The sequence below is a fragment of the Burkholderia sp. 567 genome (assembly GCF_040545115.1).
GTDB lineage: Bacteria > Pseudomonadota > Gammaproteobacteria > Burkholderiales > Burkholderiaceae > Burkholderia > Burkholderia ambifaria.
This window is the reverse complement of sequence record NZ_JBEPLG010000006.1, coordinates 42,037-56,905: the sequence shown is the minus strand read 5'-3', so window position 1 is coordinate 56,905 and position 14,869 is coordinate 42,037. Positions and strand designations below refer to the sequence as shown.

Below are 14,869 nucleotides of genomic sequence, written 5' to 3'. Positions count from 1 at the left end.
TCAACGGGCCGGCTTCAGCAGCACCTTGATCGATTCGGGCGATTTCGCGATGCGGATCGCGTCGTCCCAGTCCTCCAGCGCGAAGCCGTGCGTGACGATGCCTTTCGACGTGACGAGCCCGCGCGCAAGCAGGTCGATCGCGACCGGATAACAGTACGGCCCCAGGTGCGCGCCGCGCACGTCGAGCTCCTTGCGATCGCCGATGATCGACCAGTCGGCGGTCGTGTCCTCGCCGAACACGCTGAACTCGACGAAGCGGCCGAGCTTGCGGATCAGTTCCAGCCCCTGGTTTACGCCGACCGGCGCACCGGTCGTCTCGATGTACACGTCGCAGCCGTAGCCGTCGGTCAGCGCGCGGACGATCTCGCGCGCATCGTCGCGCGTCGGGTTGATCGTTACGTCGGCGCCGTATTGCCGCGCGAGGTCGAGCCGTTCGTCGAGCAGGTCGATCACGACGAGCTTCTTCGGCGTCTTCAGGTGCGCGACCTGCGTCATCATCAGCCCGAGCGGGCCTGCGCCAGCGATCACGACGACATCGTCGAGCTGGAGGTCGCCGCGGTTCACGGTATGGATCGCGCACGACAGCGGCTCGATGATCGCGGCATCCTCGAGCGACACGCCGAGCGGAATCTTGTGGACGATCGCGGTCGGGGGAATGCGCATGTACTCGGCCATCCCGCCGTCGGCAACTTCGCGCTGGAAACCGAAGATGTTGTGCACCTCGCACATCCAGTACTGGCCCGACTTGCAGTAGCGGCACTTGCCGCACGGCACGATCTGCTCGGCGATCACGCGGTCGCCCGGCGCGACGCCGAAATGCTCCGCCGCGCCGTCGCCGAGCGCTTCCACGTAGCCGAAGAATTCATGGCCGGGAATCACGGGCGCCTTCACCCACGGATTCGGGCCGCCCCAGAACATCTTCGCGCCGGTATAGCACTTGCAGTCGCTCGCGCAAATCCCGCACGCGGCGATGCGGATCACGAGTTCGTTCGCGCCCGCGTGCGGCTTCGCGACCTGTTCGACGCGGTAATCCTCGGGGCCGTGGCAAACCACCGCGGTCATGCGCGGCTGGGCTTCGGGTGTCGTCATGAGTTGTCTCTTCCGTTGATGATTCGGATTTCTGATGAATAGCCGGTTACCGCGATCGTTCGCGGCTGATGTAGATCGCGAGCAGGATGATTCCGCCCTTGATCACGTTCTGCACATACGGGTTCACGCCGATCATGTTCAGTCCGTTGTTGAGCACGCCGAGCAGCAGCGCGCCGACGAGCGTGCCGAGAATCGCGCCGCGCCCGCCGGAGATCGACGTGCCGCCCATCACGACGGCCGCGATCGCATCGAGCTCGAAGCCGACGCCCGCGTTCGGCTGTCCGCTCATCAGGCGCCCGGTCAGCACGATCGCCGCGAGCGCGGACGTGAGCCCGGCCAGCGTGTACACGATCAGCTTCACGCGCGCGACGCGCACGCCGGTCAGCCGCGTCGCCTGCTCGTTGCCGCCGATCGCATACACATAGCGGCCGAACGGCATGCGATCGAGCAGCAGCCACGCGATCGCATAGACGATCAGCATGATCAGCACGGGCGCCTGGATACCGAGCACCTTGCCGCTGCCGAAGAACGCGACCCAGTCGGGCAGCCCGTCGATCGGATAGCCGCCCGTATAGATCAGCGCGAGGCCGCGCGCGATGCCCATCGTCGCGAGCGTGACGATGATCGGCGGCATCCCCGCGAACGCGACGAACACGCCGTTCAGGAAGCCGAACCCGAAGCCCACGGCGATACCGATCGCGAGCGCGGCGACGGCGTTGACGCCGGCTACCATCAGCCCGGCCGCGAGCGTGCCGGACAACGCCATCACCGAGCCGACCGACAGGTCGATCCCGCCCGTGAGGATCACGCAGGTCATGCCGACCGCGATGATCGCGTTGATCGACACCTGGCGCAGCACGTTTTCCAGGTTCGCCGCCGACAGGAAGCTCGGGCTCGCGATCATCATCGCGACGCACACGACGATCAGCCCGACGAGCGGATAGAACAGCGTGGAGCGCCGCAACTGCGTCCACATCGCGCGCGGCGGCGGCGCCTCGCCGTTTCCGGCAGCCGCCGCGAGCGTCGTGGAAGGCGTGGAAGAAGATTCATGCAGGTTCATGGGTCGCTCCTCGCGTGCCGGCCGTGGCATGGGTCATGACCGTGTCGGGATCGATCTCGTCGCCTTCGAGCGTCGCCTCGATGCGGCCCTGCCGGAACACGGCGACGCGATCGCACATGCCGACGATCTCCGGCAGTTCGGACGAGATCATGATGATGGCGTAGCCGCGCGCGGTGAGTTCGCGCATCAGCCCGTAGATTTCCGCTTTGGCGCCGACGTCGATGCCGCGCGTCGGCTCGTCGAAGATCAGCACGCTCGCGTGATGGTTCAGCCAGCGCGCGATCACGACCTTCTGCTGGTTGCCGCCGGACAGCGTGGCCACCTCGGTATGGATCGACGGCGCCTTCACGCCGACGCGCCGCATCACGTCGTGCGTCGTGCGGGCCTCGCCGCGGCGGTCGATCAGCCAGCGCATCGACCGGTACTTGCCGAGGTTGTTCAGCGAGATGTTGTCGCGGATCGAAAACGACGTGACGAGCCCTTCCGTCTTGCGGCTTTCCGGCAGGATGCCGATGCCCGCACGCAGCGCGTCGGCCGGATCGGCAAGCTTCGCCGGCGTGCCGCGCACGCGCACCGTCTTGCGATGCGCGCGCGTCGCCCCGATCACCGCGAGCGCGGTCTCGGTGCGGCCCGAGCCGACTAAGCCGGCGAAACCGAGGATCTCGCCTGCATGCAGCGCGAAGCGGTTCACCGGCCCGTCGCGTTCGATCTGCAGCGCGTCGACTTCGAGCACGGCCGGCGCATCGGCCGCCCGCACCGGCTTCGGCGGAAAGCTGCTCTCGAGCCGGCGGCCGACCATCATCCGGACCAGCTGCTCGACGTCCGTGCGCGCGACGTCGGTCGTCGCGACATACTGGCCATCGCGCAACACCGTGATGCGATCGCACACGGCGAAGATTTCGTCGAGATGATGCGAGATGAAGATCATCGCGACACCCTGCCGCTTCAGCTCGCGCATGATCGCGAACAGGTGTTCGGCCTCGGCCGGCGTGAGCGTGGCGGTCGGCTCGTCGAGGATCAGGATGCGTGCATCGAGCGACAGCGCCTTGCCGATCTCGACGAATTGCTGCTGCGCGACCGACAGCGTGCGCAGCGGCGCATCGAGATCGATCGACACGCCGAGCCGCGCGAAGATGCCGGCCGCCGCACGGCGCATCCGCGCGCGGTCGCGCACGCCCCAGCGAGTACGCAGCTCGCGGCCGAGGAACAGGTTGTCGACGGCATCGAGGTGCGGAATCAGGCTGAATTCCTGGAACACGATGCCGACACCGGCCGCGACCGCGTCGTGATAACTCGTGAAATGCCGTGCGGCGCCATCGATCTCGATCGTGCCCGCATCCGGTTGATGGATCCCGCAGAGGATCTTCATCAGCGTCGACTTGCCGGCGCCGTTCTCGCCGAGCAGCGCGTGAATCTCGCCGCGCGCGATCTCGAGATGAATGTCCGACAGCGCCTTCACGCCCGGAAAGCTTTTCGTGATGTGGCTGAGCCTGAGTATCGTGTCCATCGGCTTCTCCGTGCGAAGGGCAGCGGCCAAGCCGCCGCCGTTCGCGTCGCGTCGCACGTCGCTCACCAGCTGAACCCCTTCGCGTTGCCGCGATCGACGACCTTCACGTCGACCGGGATCGCCTTCGGCACCGTCGCGCCCCACTTGCGCGCGATCGCGATGCCGAGCGCGATGCGCACCTGGTCGGCCGGAAACTGCGCGGTCGTCTCGATGAACTTCGAGTTCGGCTTCTGGATCGCGGCGATCGCCTCGGGCGCGCCGTCGACGCTCGTCAGCTTGATGTCCTTGCCGGAACCCTCGATCGCGGCGAGCGCACCCATCGAGCCGCCGTCGTTCACGCTGAAGATGCCCTTCAGGTTCGGATGCGCGGAGATCATGTTTTCGGTCACCGACAGCGCGGTCGCGCGCTCCTGCTTGCCGTTCTGCGTGTCGACCAGCTTCACGTTCGGGAATTTCGCGAGCCCGGCCTTGCAGCCGCGCACGCGTTCGAGAATCGGCACGACCGGAATGCCGTCGAGGATCGCCACCTCGCCGCTGCCGCCGATCGCCTTCGCGAGGTATTCGCACGACATCACGCCGGCGTCGTAGTTCTTCGAGCCGACGAACGAATCGACCGGGCCGTTCGCGTTCGCATCGACGGCCACGACCACCGCGCCGGCCTTCTTCGCCTGCGTGATCGCCGACTGGATGCCGGTCGAGTCGGTCGGATTCACGAGCAGGATGTCGATCTTCTTCTGCAGCATGTCCTCGACGTCGCTCACCTGCTTGCTGACGTCGTGATGCGCGTCGGTGACGACGACCTGCGCGCCGATCGACGCGGCCGCATCGTTCAGCGCCTTCTGCATCGTCACGAAATACGGGTTGTTCAGCTCCTGGAACGTCATGCCGATGCGCAGCGGCGCGGCGTGCGCGACGGCCGGCAGCACGGCCGCGACGGCAAGCGTGGCGAGGGCCGCGAGGCGGGCGCCGCGGCGCAGGGAGGAAGCGGGGGATGCGGCAGGAGATGCGGTGGGCGATGCGTGCGTCATGACGGTGTCTCCGGTTGTGTGTGCAGCTTTTTCGTGGGTGAGCGAGCCCCTCGCGACGCGAACGGCGCGATTGGCTGGGTAAAACGGCGAGAAAAGGTCGGGCGAGCGCCCGGCGATCATCCGGGCTGCGGTACGAGCCCGGGCGCGATGGGTGTCACCACGCGCGGCGGCATCGGATTGCCGGTAGGCGCCGCGTGCAGCGCGAGTTCGCGGCTGCGCGCGTTCAGGCGCTGGAGCGCGCGAAACTCGGACGGCGCCATCCCCTTCACCGCGCGGAACTGGCGGTTGAAGTTGGACACGTTGTTGAAGCCGGCCTGGAAGCAGATGTCGGTGATGTTCGCGTCGTCGGCGAGCAGCATCTGGCACGCGGATTCGATGCGCAGGCGGTTCACGTACTGGACGAACGGCATGCCCGTATGACGGTGGAACGCGCGCGAGAACGCGCTGACGCTCTGCCCGGTCAGTTGCGCGAGATCCGATTCCCGCAGCTCCGACGCGAGGTTCTTGCCGATGTACGACAGCGCGTGGCTGAGCCGCGTGGGCGTCACGTGCGCCTGGTCGTAGGCGGGGCTCGCGAGCAGCGTGCGTTGCGCCGCGCCGCACAGCCGCTCGAGGATCGTCATGAACAGCGCGATGCGGCGCATGCCGCGCGCGCCCAGCAGTTCGTCGAACAGCGGCGCGATCGCCGCGCTCGTGGCGTCATCGAAACCGACGCCACGCCGCGCGTCGTCGAGCAGCGCCTGCGCATCGCGGCATTCGGGAAACGCGTCCATGCAGCGGCGCACGAACGACGGATCGAACTGAATCACCAGATTGCGGCGCTCGACGGTTTCGCCTTCCGCCATGTCGCTGACCCAGTTGTGCGGCAGGTTTGGGCCGAGCAGCACGAGATGGCCCGGGCCGAACGAGCCGATATGGTCGCCGACGAAATACTTGCCGCGCGTCGCGACGATCAAGTGCAGTTCGAATTCGGGATGAAAATGCCAGCGGATCGTGCGATACGGATAGCCGTGCGACCAGACTTTGAACGACTCGTCGCGTCGCACTTCGACCACTTCCAGATCGGGGTGCATCATCCTGGCGTCTCCATTCCCATGTGTCGCTGGCCGGGCCGTTCTGCATCGCGACCGGTCGCATGGAAAGCAATGTAGGTCGATCGCGCGCGCGGCTCCACCAACTTTACGCCTGATTTTCGATACTTTTTTGCGGTTTGCGGGCGGAAACGCCGCCAGACGGCAAAATTGTGCAGCGCGGAATGTGTACCGGCCGCCGGCGGCAACGAACCGCCGCCGTGCGGATCCGGCAATGCGGCTCGACGCCGATGGCTACCGCGACGACGCAGCCGCGTTTTCCCGTGCGACGCGCACCTCGTACGTCTTCAGGTGGTTGTAGGCGATGCGCAGCAGCGACAACGCATCCGCCGCCTGCGGGTCGCGGCGCGCGAGCAGGTCGCCGATCACGTGGTCGGCTTCGACCCGCGCGCGGTTCTCGACATCGCGCAGCATCGACGCGGTCAGCGGCGATGGCGTCAGCACCATCCGCTGCATCCGCTCGATCGCGGCCGGATCGGGCCGGTAACCGTTGTGCGCGGCGATCGCGCTGCATTCGTCGAGCATCGTCTCGAGCAGACGGCGGCCGTCCGGCGCGGCGAGAATGTCGCCGACCGAGCCGCGAAACAGCGACGTGCTTGCCGCGAGCGTCGCGAGGAACACCCACTTGTCCCACATCCGTGCGGCGATGTCGTCGCTGAGCGTCGCATCGAAGCCCGCGCCGCCGAGCACGTCGGCCAGCGCGCGCACCCGCGCCGATTCGCCGCCGGCAAGTTCGCCGAACGACAGCCCGTGCGTATCGTTCAGATGCACGATCCGCTGCTCGCGATCGAGCGTCGCCGCGATCACGCACAGGCCGCCCAGCACCTGCGCGGCGCCGAAGCGGGCGCGCAGCACGTCGAGATGGCGCATCCCGTTGAGCATCGGCAGGATCAGCGTCGATGGCCCGACGAACGGCGCGAACGACGCGATCGCATCGTCGAGGCTGTAGGCCTTGCAGCTCAGCAGCACCAGGTCGAACGGCGCGGCCGTATCGCCCGCGCGCACCGTCTGCACGTTCGCGAGCGTCAGGTCGCCGCGCGGGCTGCGGATCACGAGTCCGTCGCGCGCGAGCGCGGCCGCGCGGCCGTCGCGCACCAGGAACGTCACGTCGCGCCCCGCCGCCGCGAGCCGGCCGCCGAAGTATCCGCCGACCGCGCCGGCGCCCACTACCAGAATTCGCATCCGTTGCCTCCTTTCAGGTTCGTTCGACGCCGCGGCCTGAGCCCGACTATCGGGCACGACACGCCACCGTCATCGCCCGACAGTATAGCGACGGCGAATATGTATATGCATAGATGACCGCACCGCGCTCGCTGGTATCGAGCGGCTGCCGTTTCTAAGGGATTTCCCGCCTACGGTCATGCGCGTGGCGTGCCGTCAAAGACTTATCCCGTCACGCCGTTACGGCGCGCTTGTCCGATCGACCGACCTCACTTACCCATGCGCACCCTTTCCCTGAATCAGAAACTCGCCTCGATGATCGTCATTCTGTGGCTCGGCCTGCTCGTGATCGCCGGCATCGGCGCGTGGCAAACGCGCGCGTCGATGATCACGGACCGCCGCGACCAGCTGGCGTCGCTGGTCGCGCAGGCGACGAGCGTGACCGACCACTACTACAAGCTGTCGCAACAGAACGCGTTGCCGGAGGCCGACGCGAAGCAGAAGGCGCTCGAGGCGATCGCCGCGATGCGCCACGGCACCGACGGCTATATCTCGGTCAACGACTCGAAGCCGGTGATCGTGATGCATCCGATCAAGGCCGAACTCAACGGCAAGGACGTGTCGAATTTCGCGGATCCGAACGGCAAGCACCTGTTCGTCGAGATCGTGAAGGCCGGCAACGCGGAAGGCGGCAAGGGCTTCGTCGAGTATTTGTGGCCGAAGCCGGGCGCCGACAAGCCGCAGGACAAGACCAGCGCGGTGCAGCGCTTCGCGCCGTGGGATTGGTATCTCGTGACCGGCATGTACATGGACGACGTGCGTTCGGCGGTGCTCGCGAGCGTCGGCCGCTGGCTCGCGATGACGGCCGTGCTCGGCGCGATCGCGACCGCCGTGATGGTGATGGTGCTGAAAAGCGTGCGCGCGAACCTCGGCGGCGAGCTCGAGATCGCGCTCGACGCCGCGCAGCGTATCGCCCAGGGCGACCTGACCGCGCGCGTGAACGTGAAACATGACGACCGCGGCAGCCTGATGCATGCACTGCATACGATGCAGAGCGGGCTGATCGACATGGTGTCGCGCGTGCGGATGGGCACGGAGAACATCAACGTCGGCGCGGGTGAGATCGCGTCGGGCAACACCGACCTGTCGCAGCGCACCGAGGAGCAGGCAGCCGCGCTCGTGCAGACCGCGTCGAGCATGGACCAGATGACCGCGAACGTGAAGCAGAACGCGGACAGCGCCGCCCAGGCCGCGACGCTTGCCGATCAGGCCGCGCAAGTCGCGTCGCGCGGCAGCGAGGTGGTCGACAATGTCGTGCGCACGATGAACGAAATCACCGACCGCTCGCACAAGATCGGCGACATCATCGGCGTGATCGACGGGATCGCGTTCCAGACCAACATCCTCGCGCTGAACGCGGCCGTCGAGGCGGCGCGCGCCGGCGAACAGGGCCGCGGCTTCGCGGTGGTCGCCGCCGAGGTGCGCTCGCTCGCGCAACGCTCGGCGACGGCCGCGAAGGAGATCAAGTCGCTGATCGTGTCGTCGAACGAAACCGTCGAGCACGGCGCGACGCTCGTCACGCACGCGGGCGAGACGATGGCCGAGATCGTGCAGTCGGTGCGGCGCGTGAACGAAATCCTCGACGAGATCAGCCATGCGTCGCGCGAGCAGAGCGCCGGGATCGAGCAGGTCAACCGCGCGGTGGGCGAGATGGATCAGGTCACGCAGCAGAACGCGGCGCTCGTCGAGCAGGCTGCGGCGGCCGCGCATTCGCTGCGCGATCAGGCCGAAGCGCTGCGCGACGCGGTCACGCGATTCGCATTGCCGGCCTGAGGGGGGTGGAATCGGGCAGATTGCGGGCGGATTCCGCCGATTCCGCCGATTCCGCCGATTCCGCGGGTTCCGCGGGTTCCCGTCGATTCCGTCGATTCCGTCGATTCCGTCGATTCCGTCGATTCCGTCGATTCCGTCGATTCCGTCGATTCCGGTAGTTCCGGTAGTTCCGGTGGTTCCGGTGGTTCCGGTGGTTCCGGTGGTTCCGGTGGTTCCTGCGATTCCCGCCGATTCCCGGCGGTTCCGGCGGTTCCGCCGATTCGCGGCCAATCGCGGGATGGGCCCGGCGCCCCCGCGGTGCCGGCCCCTGCCCGGCCCGCACTGCTTTCGCGCTTACCCCGCGCCGGCCGGCTGACTCACGCCCCCGCCGCCGAACCCCAGCCCGGCCGCCCGCTGGACCAGCTCGATGTCGTTGGTCACGCCGAGTTTCTTCATCGCGCTGATCTTCTGCGCGCTGACCGTCTGCTTCCCCTTGTTCAGCCGCTGCGCAATCGTCTTGATCGGCACGCCGGCCAGATAGAGGCGAATCACCTCGATTTCGCGCGTCGACAGCTTCACCGGCGGCTGGTCGTGTTCGGCGAGCGCCTCGAGCGCGCGCCGCACGAGCGGCGACAGGTAGCGCCCGCCGCTGTAGCTCGAATGGATCGCGGTGACGATATGGCCGACATCATCGAACTTGCTGACGAGGCTCGCGCCGCCTTGCGCGAGGATCGAGCGGAAAATCACCGGATTCTCGTTGCCGACCAGCGCGACGATGCCGACGTTCGGGCGCGAGCGGCGCAGCCAGTCGAACAGCGCGAGGCCGTCCATCCGCGCGTCCTGGCCGATCGCATAGTCGACCAGCACGATGTCGCAGTCGATGCGGCCGAGCGCGTCGACCAGTTCGTCCGGGGTCCGTGAGACGCCGACGAGATCGATCGCGCACGCGTCGCCGGCAATGTGCTCCATGCCCGCGAGCGTCAGCGGCCAGTCGTACGCGAAAACAGTGCGAATACTGAATTTCCCCATGCGCAATTCCAGAAGGTTCGCCGGGCCGCGCGACGCGGAATGCGTGCGCGGCCGAATCGGCGTTGAATGACGTGCGAGATATTTTTATCTCGAACGTCATTCTAGTGAGCGGCGCGCGGCCGGGATATCGGACGCTGTATAGATTGGCCTGCGGGAACGTAATACGAGTTTGATATTTGCGTCGGTCCGGCCATTCGGCGGCAGGCTGAGTCGGCCGAATGGCCGACATTGCGGGCGGCGCGGGCCGCACGGACGGCCCGCAGGGTAAAATTGCGGCCTTTGCATGCCACTCCGGGCGACCGGCCGCGGGCAGCGCGCCGCTCCGGGCCGCGCGCCCGCCCGTTCGCCGCGCTTCCTCCATGACCGAATCCGATCTGCAATCCGACGACACCGCCATCCACCAGGACGGCCTCTGGCACGATAACGGCTGGACCGCCCGCATCATCAAGAACGAGGACGACGACGGCTGGGCCGTCGAGATGATCAAGGACGGCGAAGCCGAGCCCGCGCTGGTCGGCCCGTGGACGATGGGCCGCGACAAGAAGAACCCGAAGCCGATGGACGCGAACGCGTTCCGCACGCTGGTGAAGACCGCGACCGAGGTGCTGATGCGTCACGAGCAGCAGCGCCGCGCGATGCTGCACAAGGAGGTGACGGTCCAGGGCGACGACGGGCAGGATGTATCGGTGACGCTCGACATCGTGCCGGACGAGTTCGAGCCGTATGCGCAACTGAAGGCGTTCGACCCGTACGGCGAGCTGCTGGCCGACGCGAAGGTGTCCGCCGGGTTCAAGCTCAACAAGGCCAGCGCCGCGCGCTGGGTCGAATCGGGCTTCGAACGGCCGGCTTGATGCGCACGGACGGGCTGGTGGGCTGGTGGGCTGGTGGGCTGGTGGGCTGGTGGGCTAGCGGGCTGCGGGTTGCCGGGTTGCCGGGTTGCCGGGTTGCCGGGTTGCCGGGTTGCCGGGTTGCCGGGTTGCCGGGTTGCCGGGCTGACGGGCTGCGGGCTGCGGGCGGGCGACCCGACGGGCTTAGCAGGCCGACGTGCTAGAGCGCCGATGAGGTAGCGGGCGATAAGCTAGAGAGGCTACGGCCGCGCGACGCCGCGCCGCCCCGGACCGGGCCCAACCCGCATCAACCATGCAGACTATGCAGCCCATGCGCGATCATCAGACGGTACAGCGTCGCGCGCGAAATCCCGAGTTCCGCCGCGACGTCGGCATGCTGGTGCCGATGCCGCAACAGCGTCTCTTCGATCGTGCGGCGCTCGGCCTGCCGGCGCGCCTCGGCGAGCGTCGGCGGCCGGTGTGACGTGTACTGGCTCAGCTCCAGATCGACGGCCGAGATCAGCGGGCCGTTCGTCATCACGACCGCGAAGCGGATCCGGTTGATCAGTTCGCGCACGTTGCCCGGCCACGCATGATTGTGGATCGCCTCGATCGCGCATGGCGTGAAGCCGCGAATCCGGTGCGCGCCGTCGTCGCGATAGCGCCGCAGCACATGATCGGCGAGCAGCATGATGTCGCGGCCGCGCGCGCGCAGCGGCGGTTCGTCGATGCGCAGCACGCACAGGCGGTAATACAGGTCCGCACGGAACCGCCCCGCCTGCACCGCGGCCTCGAGATCGACATGGGTCGCGGACACGATCCGCACGTCCACCGGAATCGACACGCGCCCGCCCAGCCGCTCGATCTTGCCCTCCTGCAGGAACCGCAGCAGGCTCGTCTGGCTCTCGAACGGCATGGCGCCGATTTCGTCGAGAAACAGCGTGCCGCCGTGCGCGGCCTCGATGCGGCCGATCTTGCGCTGATGCGCGCCGGTGAACGCGCCGCGTTCATGGCCGAACAGCTCGGCCTGCAGCAGCGTCGACGGGATGGCCGCGCAATTCACGGCGATGAACGGCGCGTCGGCGCGCGACGAATGCTGGTGGATCGCCGCCGCGGTCAACTCCTTGCCGGTCCCGGATTCGCCGGCGATGAACACGGCGGCGTCGGTGTTCGCGACCTTGCGGATCGTCGCGAACAGTCGGCGCATCGCGCCGCATGCGCCAATCATCGCCCCGCCGGGCGGCGCGGCATCGACGGCCGGTTTTTCGCTGTCCACGAGTTTCAGCATCCCGTACGCATGGCCGACGAGATAGCCGATCGTCCTGCAGGCCGTCGCATTGCCCACGTAGTCGAAGCAGCACTGGCGGATCAGGCGCGCGACGGTGGCGTCACGCAGCCGCTCGTCGTCGGCGAGCGCGACCCAGCCGATACGCGGATCGCGCAGCAGCGCCTCGAACGACGCGACGTCGGGTGACGCGAAGCCGTCGAAATCGACGATGCCCGCATGCAGGCGGTTCGCCTTCACGAGATTGAGTGCGTCCGCAACGGATTTCGCCCGCCATACGTTCCAGCCGCGCGATGCGAGACAGTCGACGAGCCACGCATCGGGATGCTGCGACAGGTAGACGAGCGGGCGCGTGAGCGCGGCAGGGGGACGCCGGCCCGGGACGAACGGCGGCATGCATGCGGCCCGTTCGCCGTCGTGCGGGCCGGACAGTCTGATCGGGCAGTAATGGTTCACGGCACTCGCCTTCCCGGATCAATCGTTTTCGACATTCACTCCCGTGGCATGCCGGCACACGGCAGCCGCTTCAACGACCGAAAATGCGCGAATAGACGGCGTTCGAGCTAGTCCAGCCAGCGCCGGTATGTGTCCGGGGCAATCGATACAGCCCTGTACGACCGAAGCGGGATCGGCGTCAAGCTGACCGGCACGAACAGCGTGGCCCATCCGGATGAAGGGGCCCACCGCGGTCCACAGGTCGTCGTGCGGAACGACAGGCGTTCCAGCACGCGCAAAACGCGGATGCCGGGAAAACGGCAGCGATGAACCCGCGATGCAGGCACTGCATCGCGAGTCGTACGACACGCTGCGCGGCTACGCCAAGGGTGCGCAAGGAATGCGCGGATCACGTCATGGCTTCTGGTCTTCATCATCGTGTCCCCGAGTGCTTATTGACGAGTTGGCCACGCGCCATCCTTGCTGCATCGGATCGACCGCTCGCCGGTACATCCAATATCGCAAGCGGCATGCCATGCGTGATTCCATCGACGGTTGCGCGTCGCATACCGTGCGCAAGGCCCGACCTATCGTCGGGAATCGCCTGTTTTGTTTCAGGAATGTATCGCGGCAACCGTCGGCAGCTTGCGCCTCGGCCCCGGCAACGCGTCTGCATGTCGAAAAAGCGACGGCGCGCTATACGCGCGAGGAACATTTCCGAAGTGATATCGGTCGCGCATCCCGTCGCCGAAAACCTATCCGTACCACGGGAGATCTACGCGGAAGGTCCGTCATTGCGCGATCTTTTTGCGCGACTCGAGCGGTCGGCCCGCATCTGGCCCGTTTCCGGCCGGCAGTTGCCGCATGGGTCCGTCCGCGCACCTGCGGGATACACGCGTGAAACCGAAGTTCGTGCGCGACCCGCGAGGGGTCGGGGTCGGGCTCGCCGCAACCGCAATGACCGGCGCCCCCGGCTACGTGCCGAGCAACTCCGTCTTGCGCAGATGCACGACGTCGCGCATCGGCGGTGCGCCGAACAGCCGGCTGTATTCGCGGCTGAATTGCGACGCGCTTTCGTAGCCGACTGCCGCGGCCACCGAACCGACGTCGCCGCCCTGCCGCAGCAACAGCCGCCGCGCCTCGTGCAGCCGCAGCTGCTTCTGGTACTGCAGCGGGCTCAGCGTGGTCACGTGCTTGAAGTGATGGTGCAGTGACGACACGCTCATATTGACCGCCTGCGCGAGCGTATCGACGCGCATCGGCTCCGCGTAGTGATCGCGAATCCACTCGATCGCGCGCGCGATCCGGTGCGTCTGGCTGCCCGCGACGGCCATGTGCCGCAGCCGCGTGCCCTGTCCGCTCGTCATCAGCCGGTACAGCAGTTCCTTCTCGATCAGCGGCGCGACCACCGGAATATCGGCTGGCGTATCGAGCAGCCGCAACAGCCGCAGCGCGGCATCGAGCAGCGGCGGCGTCAGCTCGGCGAGCGCGATGCCCTCGCCTTCGGGGCCCGCTTCGGGCTCCGGCAGCCGCATCTCGGCCGCGAGTTCGACGATGCGCTGCAGATCGAGCGTCAGGGACATGCAGAGATACGGCGCGTCCGGCGATGCCCGCGTGACGCGCGAGAGAATCGGCAAGTCGATCGACGTAATCAGGCAGTTCTGCGTGTCGTATTCATAGGTCTGGCCGGCCACGATCACGCGCTTCGCGCCCTGCGCGGCGATCACGAGCGCGGCGCGCGACACGCCGCAGCCGAGATCGACCGGATGCGCATGCCGGTGCAGCATCAGCGCCGGCACTGCGGTCGAGTGGGAGCCGTCCGCCGGCGCGAAACGGCCGATCAGCGACGCCAGTTCGCGCCGTCCGGATTCGCGCGACGCCGCGATATCGGTCATGTCCATGACGGATTCCTCGCTTCATTTCCCTGGATCGCGGGAGCATAGCGAATCGCTTGCCGCCGTGCCGGGGATTTGCAGGATTGTTCAATAAATTTGCAGGATTGGGTAGACGTAAAAACCGACCGTTCGCGCACACTGCCACCTGATCCGGCTCATGCCGGGTTTTCCCCACGGAGACAAAAATATGCCCACCACGTTTGTCCTGAACGGCAAGAGTGTCACGCTCGATGCCGATCCGTCGATGCCCGTCCTCTGGGCGATCCGCGAGCACGCGGGGCTGACCGGCACGAAATTCGGCTGCGGCATGGCGCAATGCGGCGCCTGCACGGTCCACCTGGAAGGCCAGGCCGTGCGCTCGTGCGTGCTGCCGCTCGCCGCCGTCGCGGGCAAGCACGTCACGACGATCGAAGGCGCGCAGAGCAAGCCCGCGCAGGCCGTTCAGGCCGCCTGGGTGAAGCTGCAGGTGCCGCAGTGCGGCTATTGCCAGTCCGGCCAGATCATGTCGGCCACCGCGCTGCTCGAACAGAATCCGAAGCCGACCGACGCGGACATCGACGCCGCGATGAACGGCAACCTCTGCCGCTGTGCGACCTACGCCCGCATCCGGGCCGCGATCCACGACGCCGCAGCGACGCTGGGAGCCTGAC

General features: G+C 67.2%; 12 protein-coding genes. 3 read left to right on the top strand and 9 right to left on the bottom strand.

All coding sequences use genetic code 11. From position 1 onward, the window contains the following. From ABIC50_RS18350 to panE, 6 genes are all read right to left on the bottom strand, one after another. Positions 1-1,089: an alcohol dehydrogenase catalytic domain-containing protein gene (locus ABIC50_RS18350; RefSeq protein WP_175695199.1), complete on the bottom strand. Its 1,089-nt coding sequence runs from the start codon at positions 1,087-1,089 to the stop codon at positions 1-3. A gap of 46 nt (positions 1,090-1,135) precedes the next feature. Then, positions 1,136-2,149: an ABC transporter permease gene (locus tag ABIC50_RS18345; protein ID WP_354165982.1), complete on the bottom strand. Its 1,014-nt coding sequence runs from the start codon at positions 2,147-2,149 to the stop codon at positions 1,136-1,138. Next, on the bottom strand, positions 2,136-3,800 hold the full coding sequence (locus ABIC50_RS18340; RefSeq protein ID WP_502913478.1) for a sugar ABC transporter ATP-binding protein: 1,665 nt from the start codon (positions 3,798-3,800) through the stop codon (positions 2,136-2,138). The genes ABIC50_RS18345 and ABIC50_RS18340 overlap by 14 nt, the downstream gene beginning before the upstream one ends. Then, complete coding sequence (locus tag ABIC50_RS18335; RefSeq protein WP_354165977.1) at positions 3,719-4,684, bottom strand: substrate-binding domain-containing protein; 966 nt, start codon at positions 4,682-4,684, stop codon at positions 3,719-3,721. Before ABIC50_RS18335 ends, ABIC50_RS18340 begins: the two co-directional genes overlap by 82 nt. A 116-nt stretch (positions 4,685-4,800) precedes the next feature. Continuing rightward, positions 4,801-5,760: an AraC family transcriptional regulator gene (locus tag ABIC50_RS18330; RefSeq protein WP_175658958.1), complete on the bottom strand. Its 960-nt coding sequence runs from the start codon at positions 5,758-5,760 to the stop codon at positions 4,801-4,803. Between the two features lie 249 nt (positions 5,761-6,009). Continuing rightward, positions 6,010-6,957, bottom strand: a complete 948-nt coding sequence (gene panE, locus ABIC50_RS18325; RefSeq protein WP_354165976.1) for a 2-dehydropantoate 2-reductase — start codon at positions 6,955-6,957, stop codon at positions 6,010-6,012. 258 nt (positions 6,958-7,215) lie between these two features. Between panE and ABIC50_RS18320 the strand changes: the two genes are divergently transcribed. After that, positions 7,216-8,769 (top strand): methyl-accepting chemotaxis protein, encoded by a 1,554-nt coding sequence (locus ABIC50_RS18320; protein WP_354165974.1) that lies wholly within the window; start codon positions 7,216-7,218, stop codon positions 8,767-8,769. A gap of 333 nt (positions 8,770-9,102) precedes the next feature. Here the strand turns inward: ABIC50_RS18320 and ABIC50_RS18315 are convergent, their stop codons facing one another. Further along, positions 9,103-9,777, bottom strand: coding sequence for a LuxR C-terminal-related transcriptional regulator (locus tag ABIC50_RS18315; RefSeq protein WP_354165972.1), 675 nt, complete (start codon positions 9,775-9,777; stop codon positions 9,103-9,105). Between the two features lie 359 nt (positions 9,778-10,136). Between ABIC50_RS18315 and ABIC50_RS18310 the strand changes: the two genes are divergently transcribed. Next, positions 10,137-10,628, top strand: coding sequence for a hypothetical protein (locus ABIC50_RS18310; protein ID WP_011659197.1), 492 nt, complete (start codon positions 10,137-10,139; stop codon positions 10,626-10,628). Positions 10,629-10,911: 283 nt separating this feature from the next. On the opposite strand, the gene ABIC50_RS18305 is transcribed toward ABIC50_RS18310, so the two are convergent. Next, positions 10,912-12,285 (bottom strand): sigma-54 dependent transcriptional regulator, encoded by a 1,374-nt coding sequence (locus ABIC50_RS18305; RefSeq protein WP_354166493.1) that lies wholly within the window; start codon positions 12,283-12,285, stop codon positions 10,912-10,914. A gap of 1,013 nt (positions 12,286-13,298) precedes the next feature. Continuing rightward, positions 13,299-14,225 (bottom strand): AraC family transcriptional regulator, encoded by a 927-nt coding sequence (locus ABIC50_RS18300; protein ID WP_011659200.1) that lies wholly within the window; start codon positions 14,223-14,225, stop codon positions 13,299-13,301. A gap of 181 nt (positions 14,226-14,406) precedes the next feature. On the opposite strand from ABIC50_RS18300, the gene ABIC50_RS18295 reads away from it, so the two are divergent. Further along, positions 14,407-14,868, top strand: a complete 462-nt coding sequence (locus tag ABIC50_RS18295) for a (2Fe-2S)-binding protein (RefSeq protein WP_175695206.1) — start codon at positions 14,407-14,409, stop codon at positions 14,866-14,868. The last annotated feature ends 1 nt before the right edge of the window (position 14,869 follow it).

Coding starts and splice junctions, on each gene's coding strand:
- ABIC50_RS18350 (WP_175695199.1), bottom strand. CDS start 1,089: ATGACGACACCCGAAGCCCAGCCGCGCATGACCGCGGTGGTTTGCCAC.
- ABIC50_RS18345 (WP_354165982.1), bottom strand. CDS start 2,149: ATGAACCTGCATGAATCTTCTTCCACGCCTTCCACGACGCTCGCGGCG.
- ABIC50_RS18335 (WP_354165977.1), bottom strand. CDS start 4,684: ATGACGCACGCATCGCCCACCGCATCTCCTGCCGCATCCCCCGCTTCC.
- ABIC50_RS18330 (WP_175658958.1), bottom strand. CDS start 5,760: ATGATGCACCCCGATCTGGAAGTGGTCGAAGTGCGACGCGACGAGTCG.
- panE (WP_354165976.1), bottom strand. CDS start 6,957: ATGCGAATTCTGGTAGTGGGCGCCGGCGCGGTCGGCGGATACTTCGGC.
- ABIC50_RS18320 (WP_354165974.1), top strand. CDS start 7,216: ATGCGCACCCTTTCCCTGAATCAGAAACTCGCCTCGATGATCGTCATT.
- ABIC50_RS18315 (WP_354165972.1), bottom strand. CDS start 9,777: ATGGGGAAATTCAGTATTCGCACTGTTTTCGCGTACGACTGGCCGCTG.
- ABIC50_RS18310 (WP_011659197.1), top strand. CDS start 10,137: ATGACCGAATCCGATCTGCAATCCGACGACACCGCCATCCACCAGGAC.
- ABIC50_RS18305 (WP_354166493.1), bottom strand. CDS start 12,285: ATGCCGCCGTTCGTCCCGGGCCGGCGTCCCCCTGCCGCGCTCACGCGC.
- ABIC50_RS18300 (WP_011659200.1), bottom strand. CDS start 14,225: ATGGACATGACCGATATCGCGGCGTCGCGCGAATCCGGACGGCGCGAA.
- ABIC50_RS18295 (WP_175695206.1), top strand. CDS start 14,407: ATGCCCACCACGTTTGTCCTGAACGGCAAGAGTGTCACGCTCGATGCC.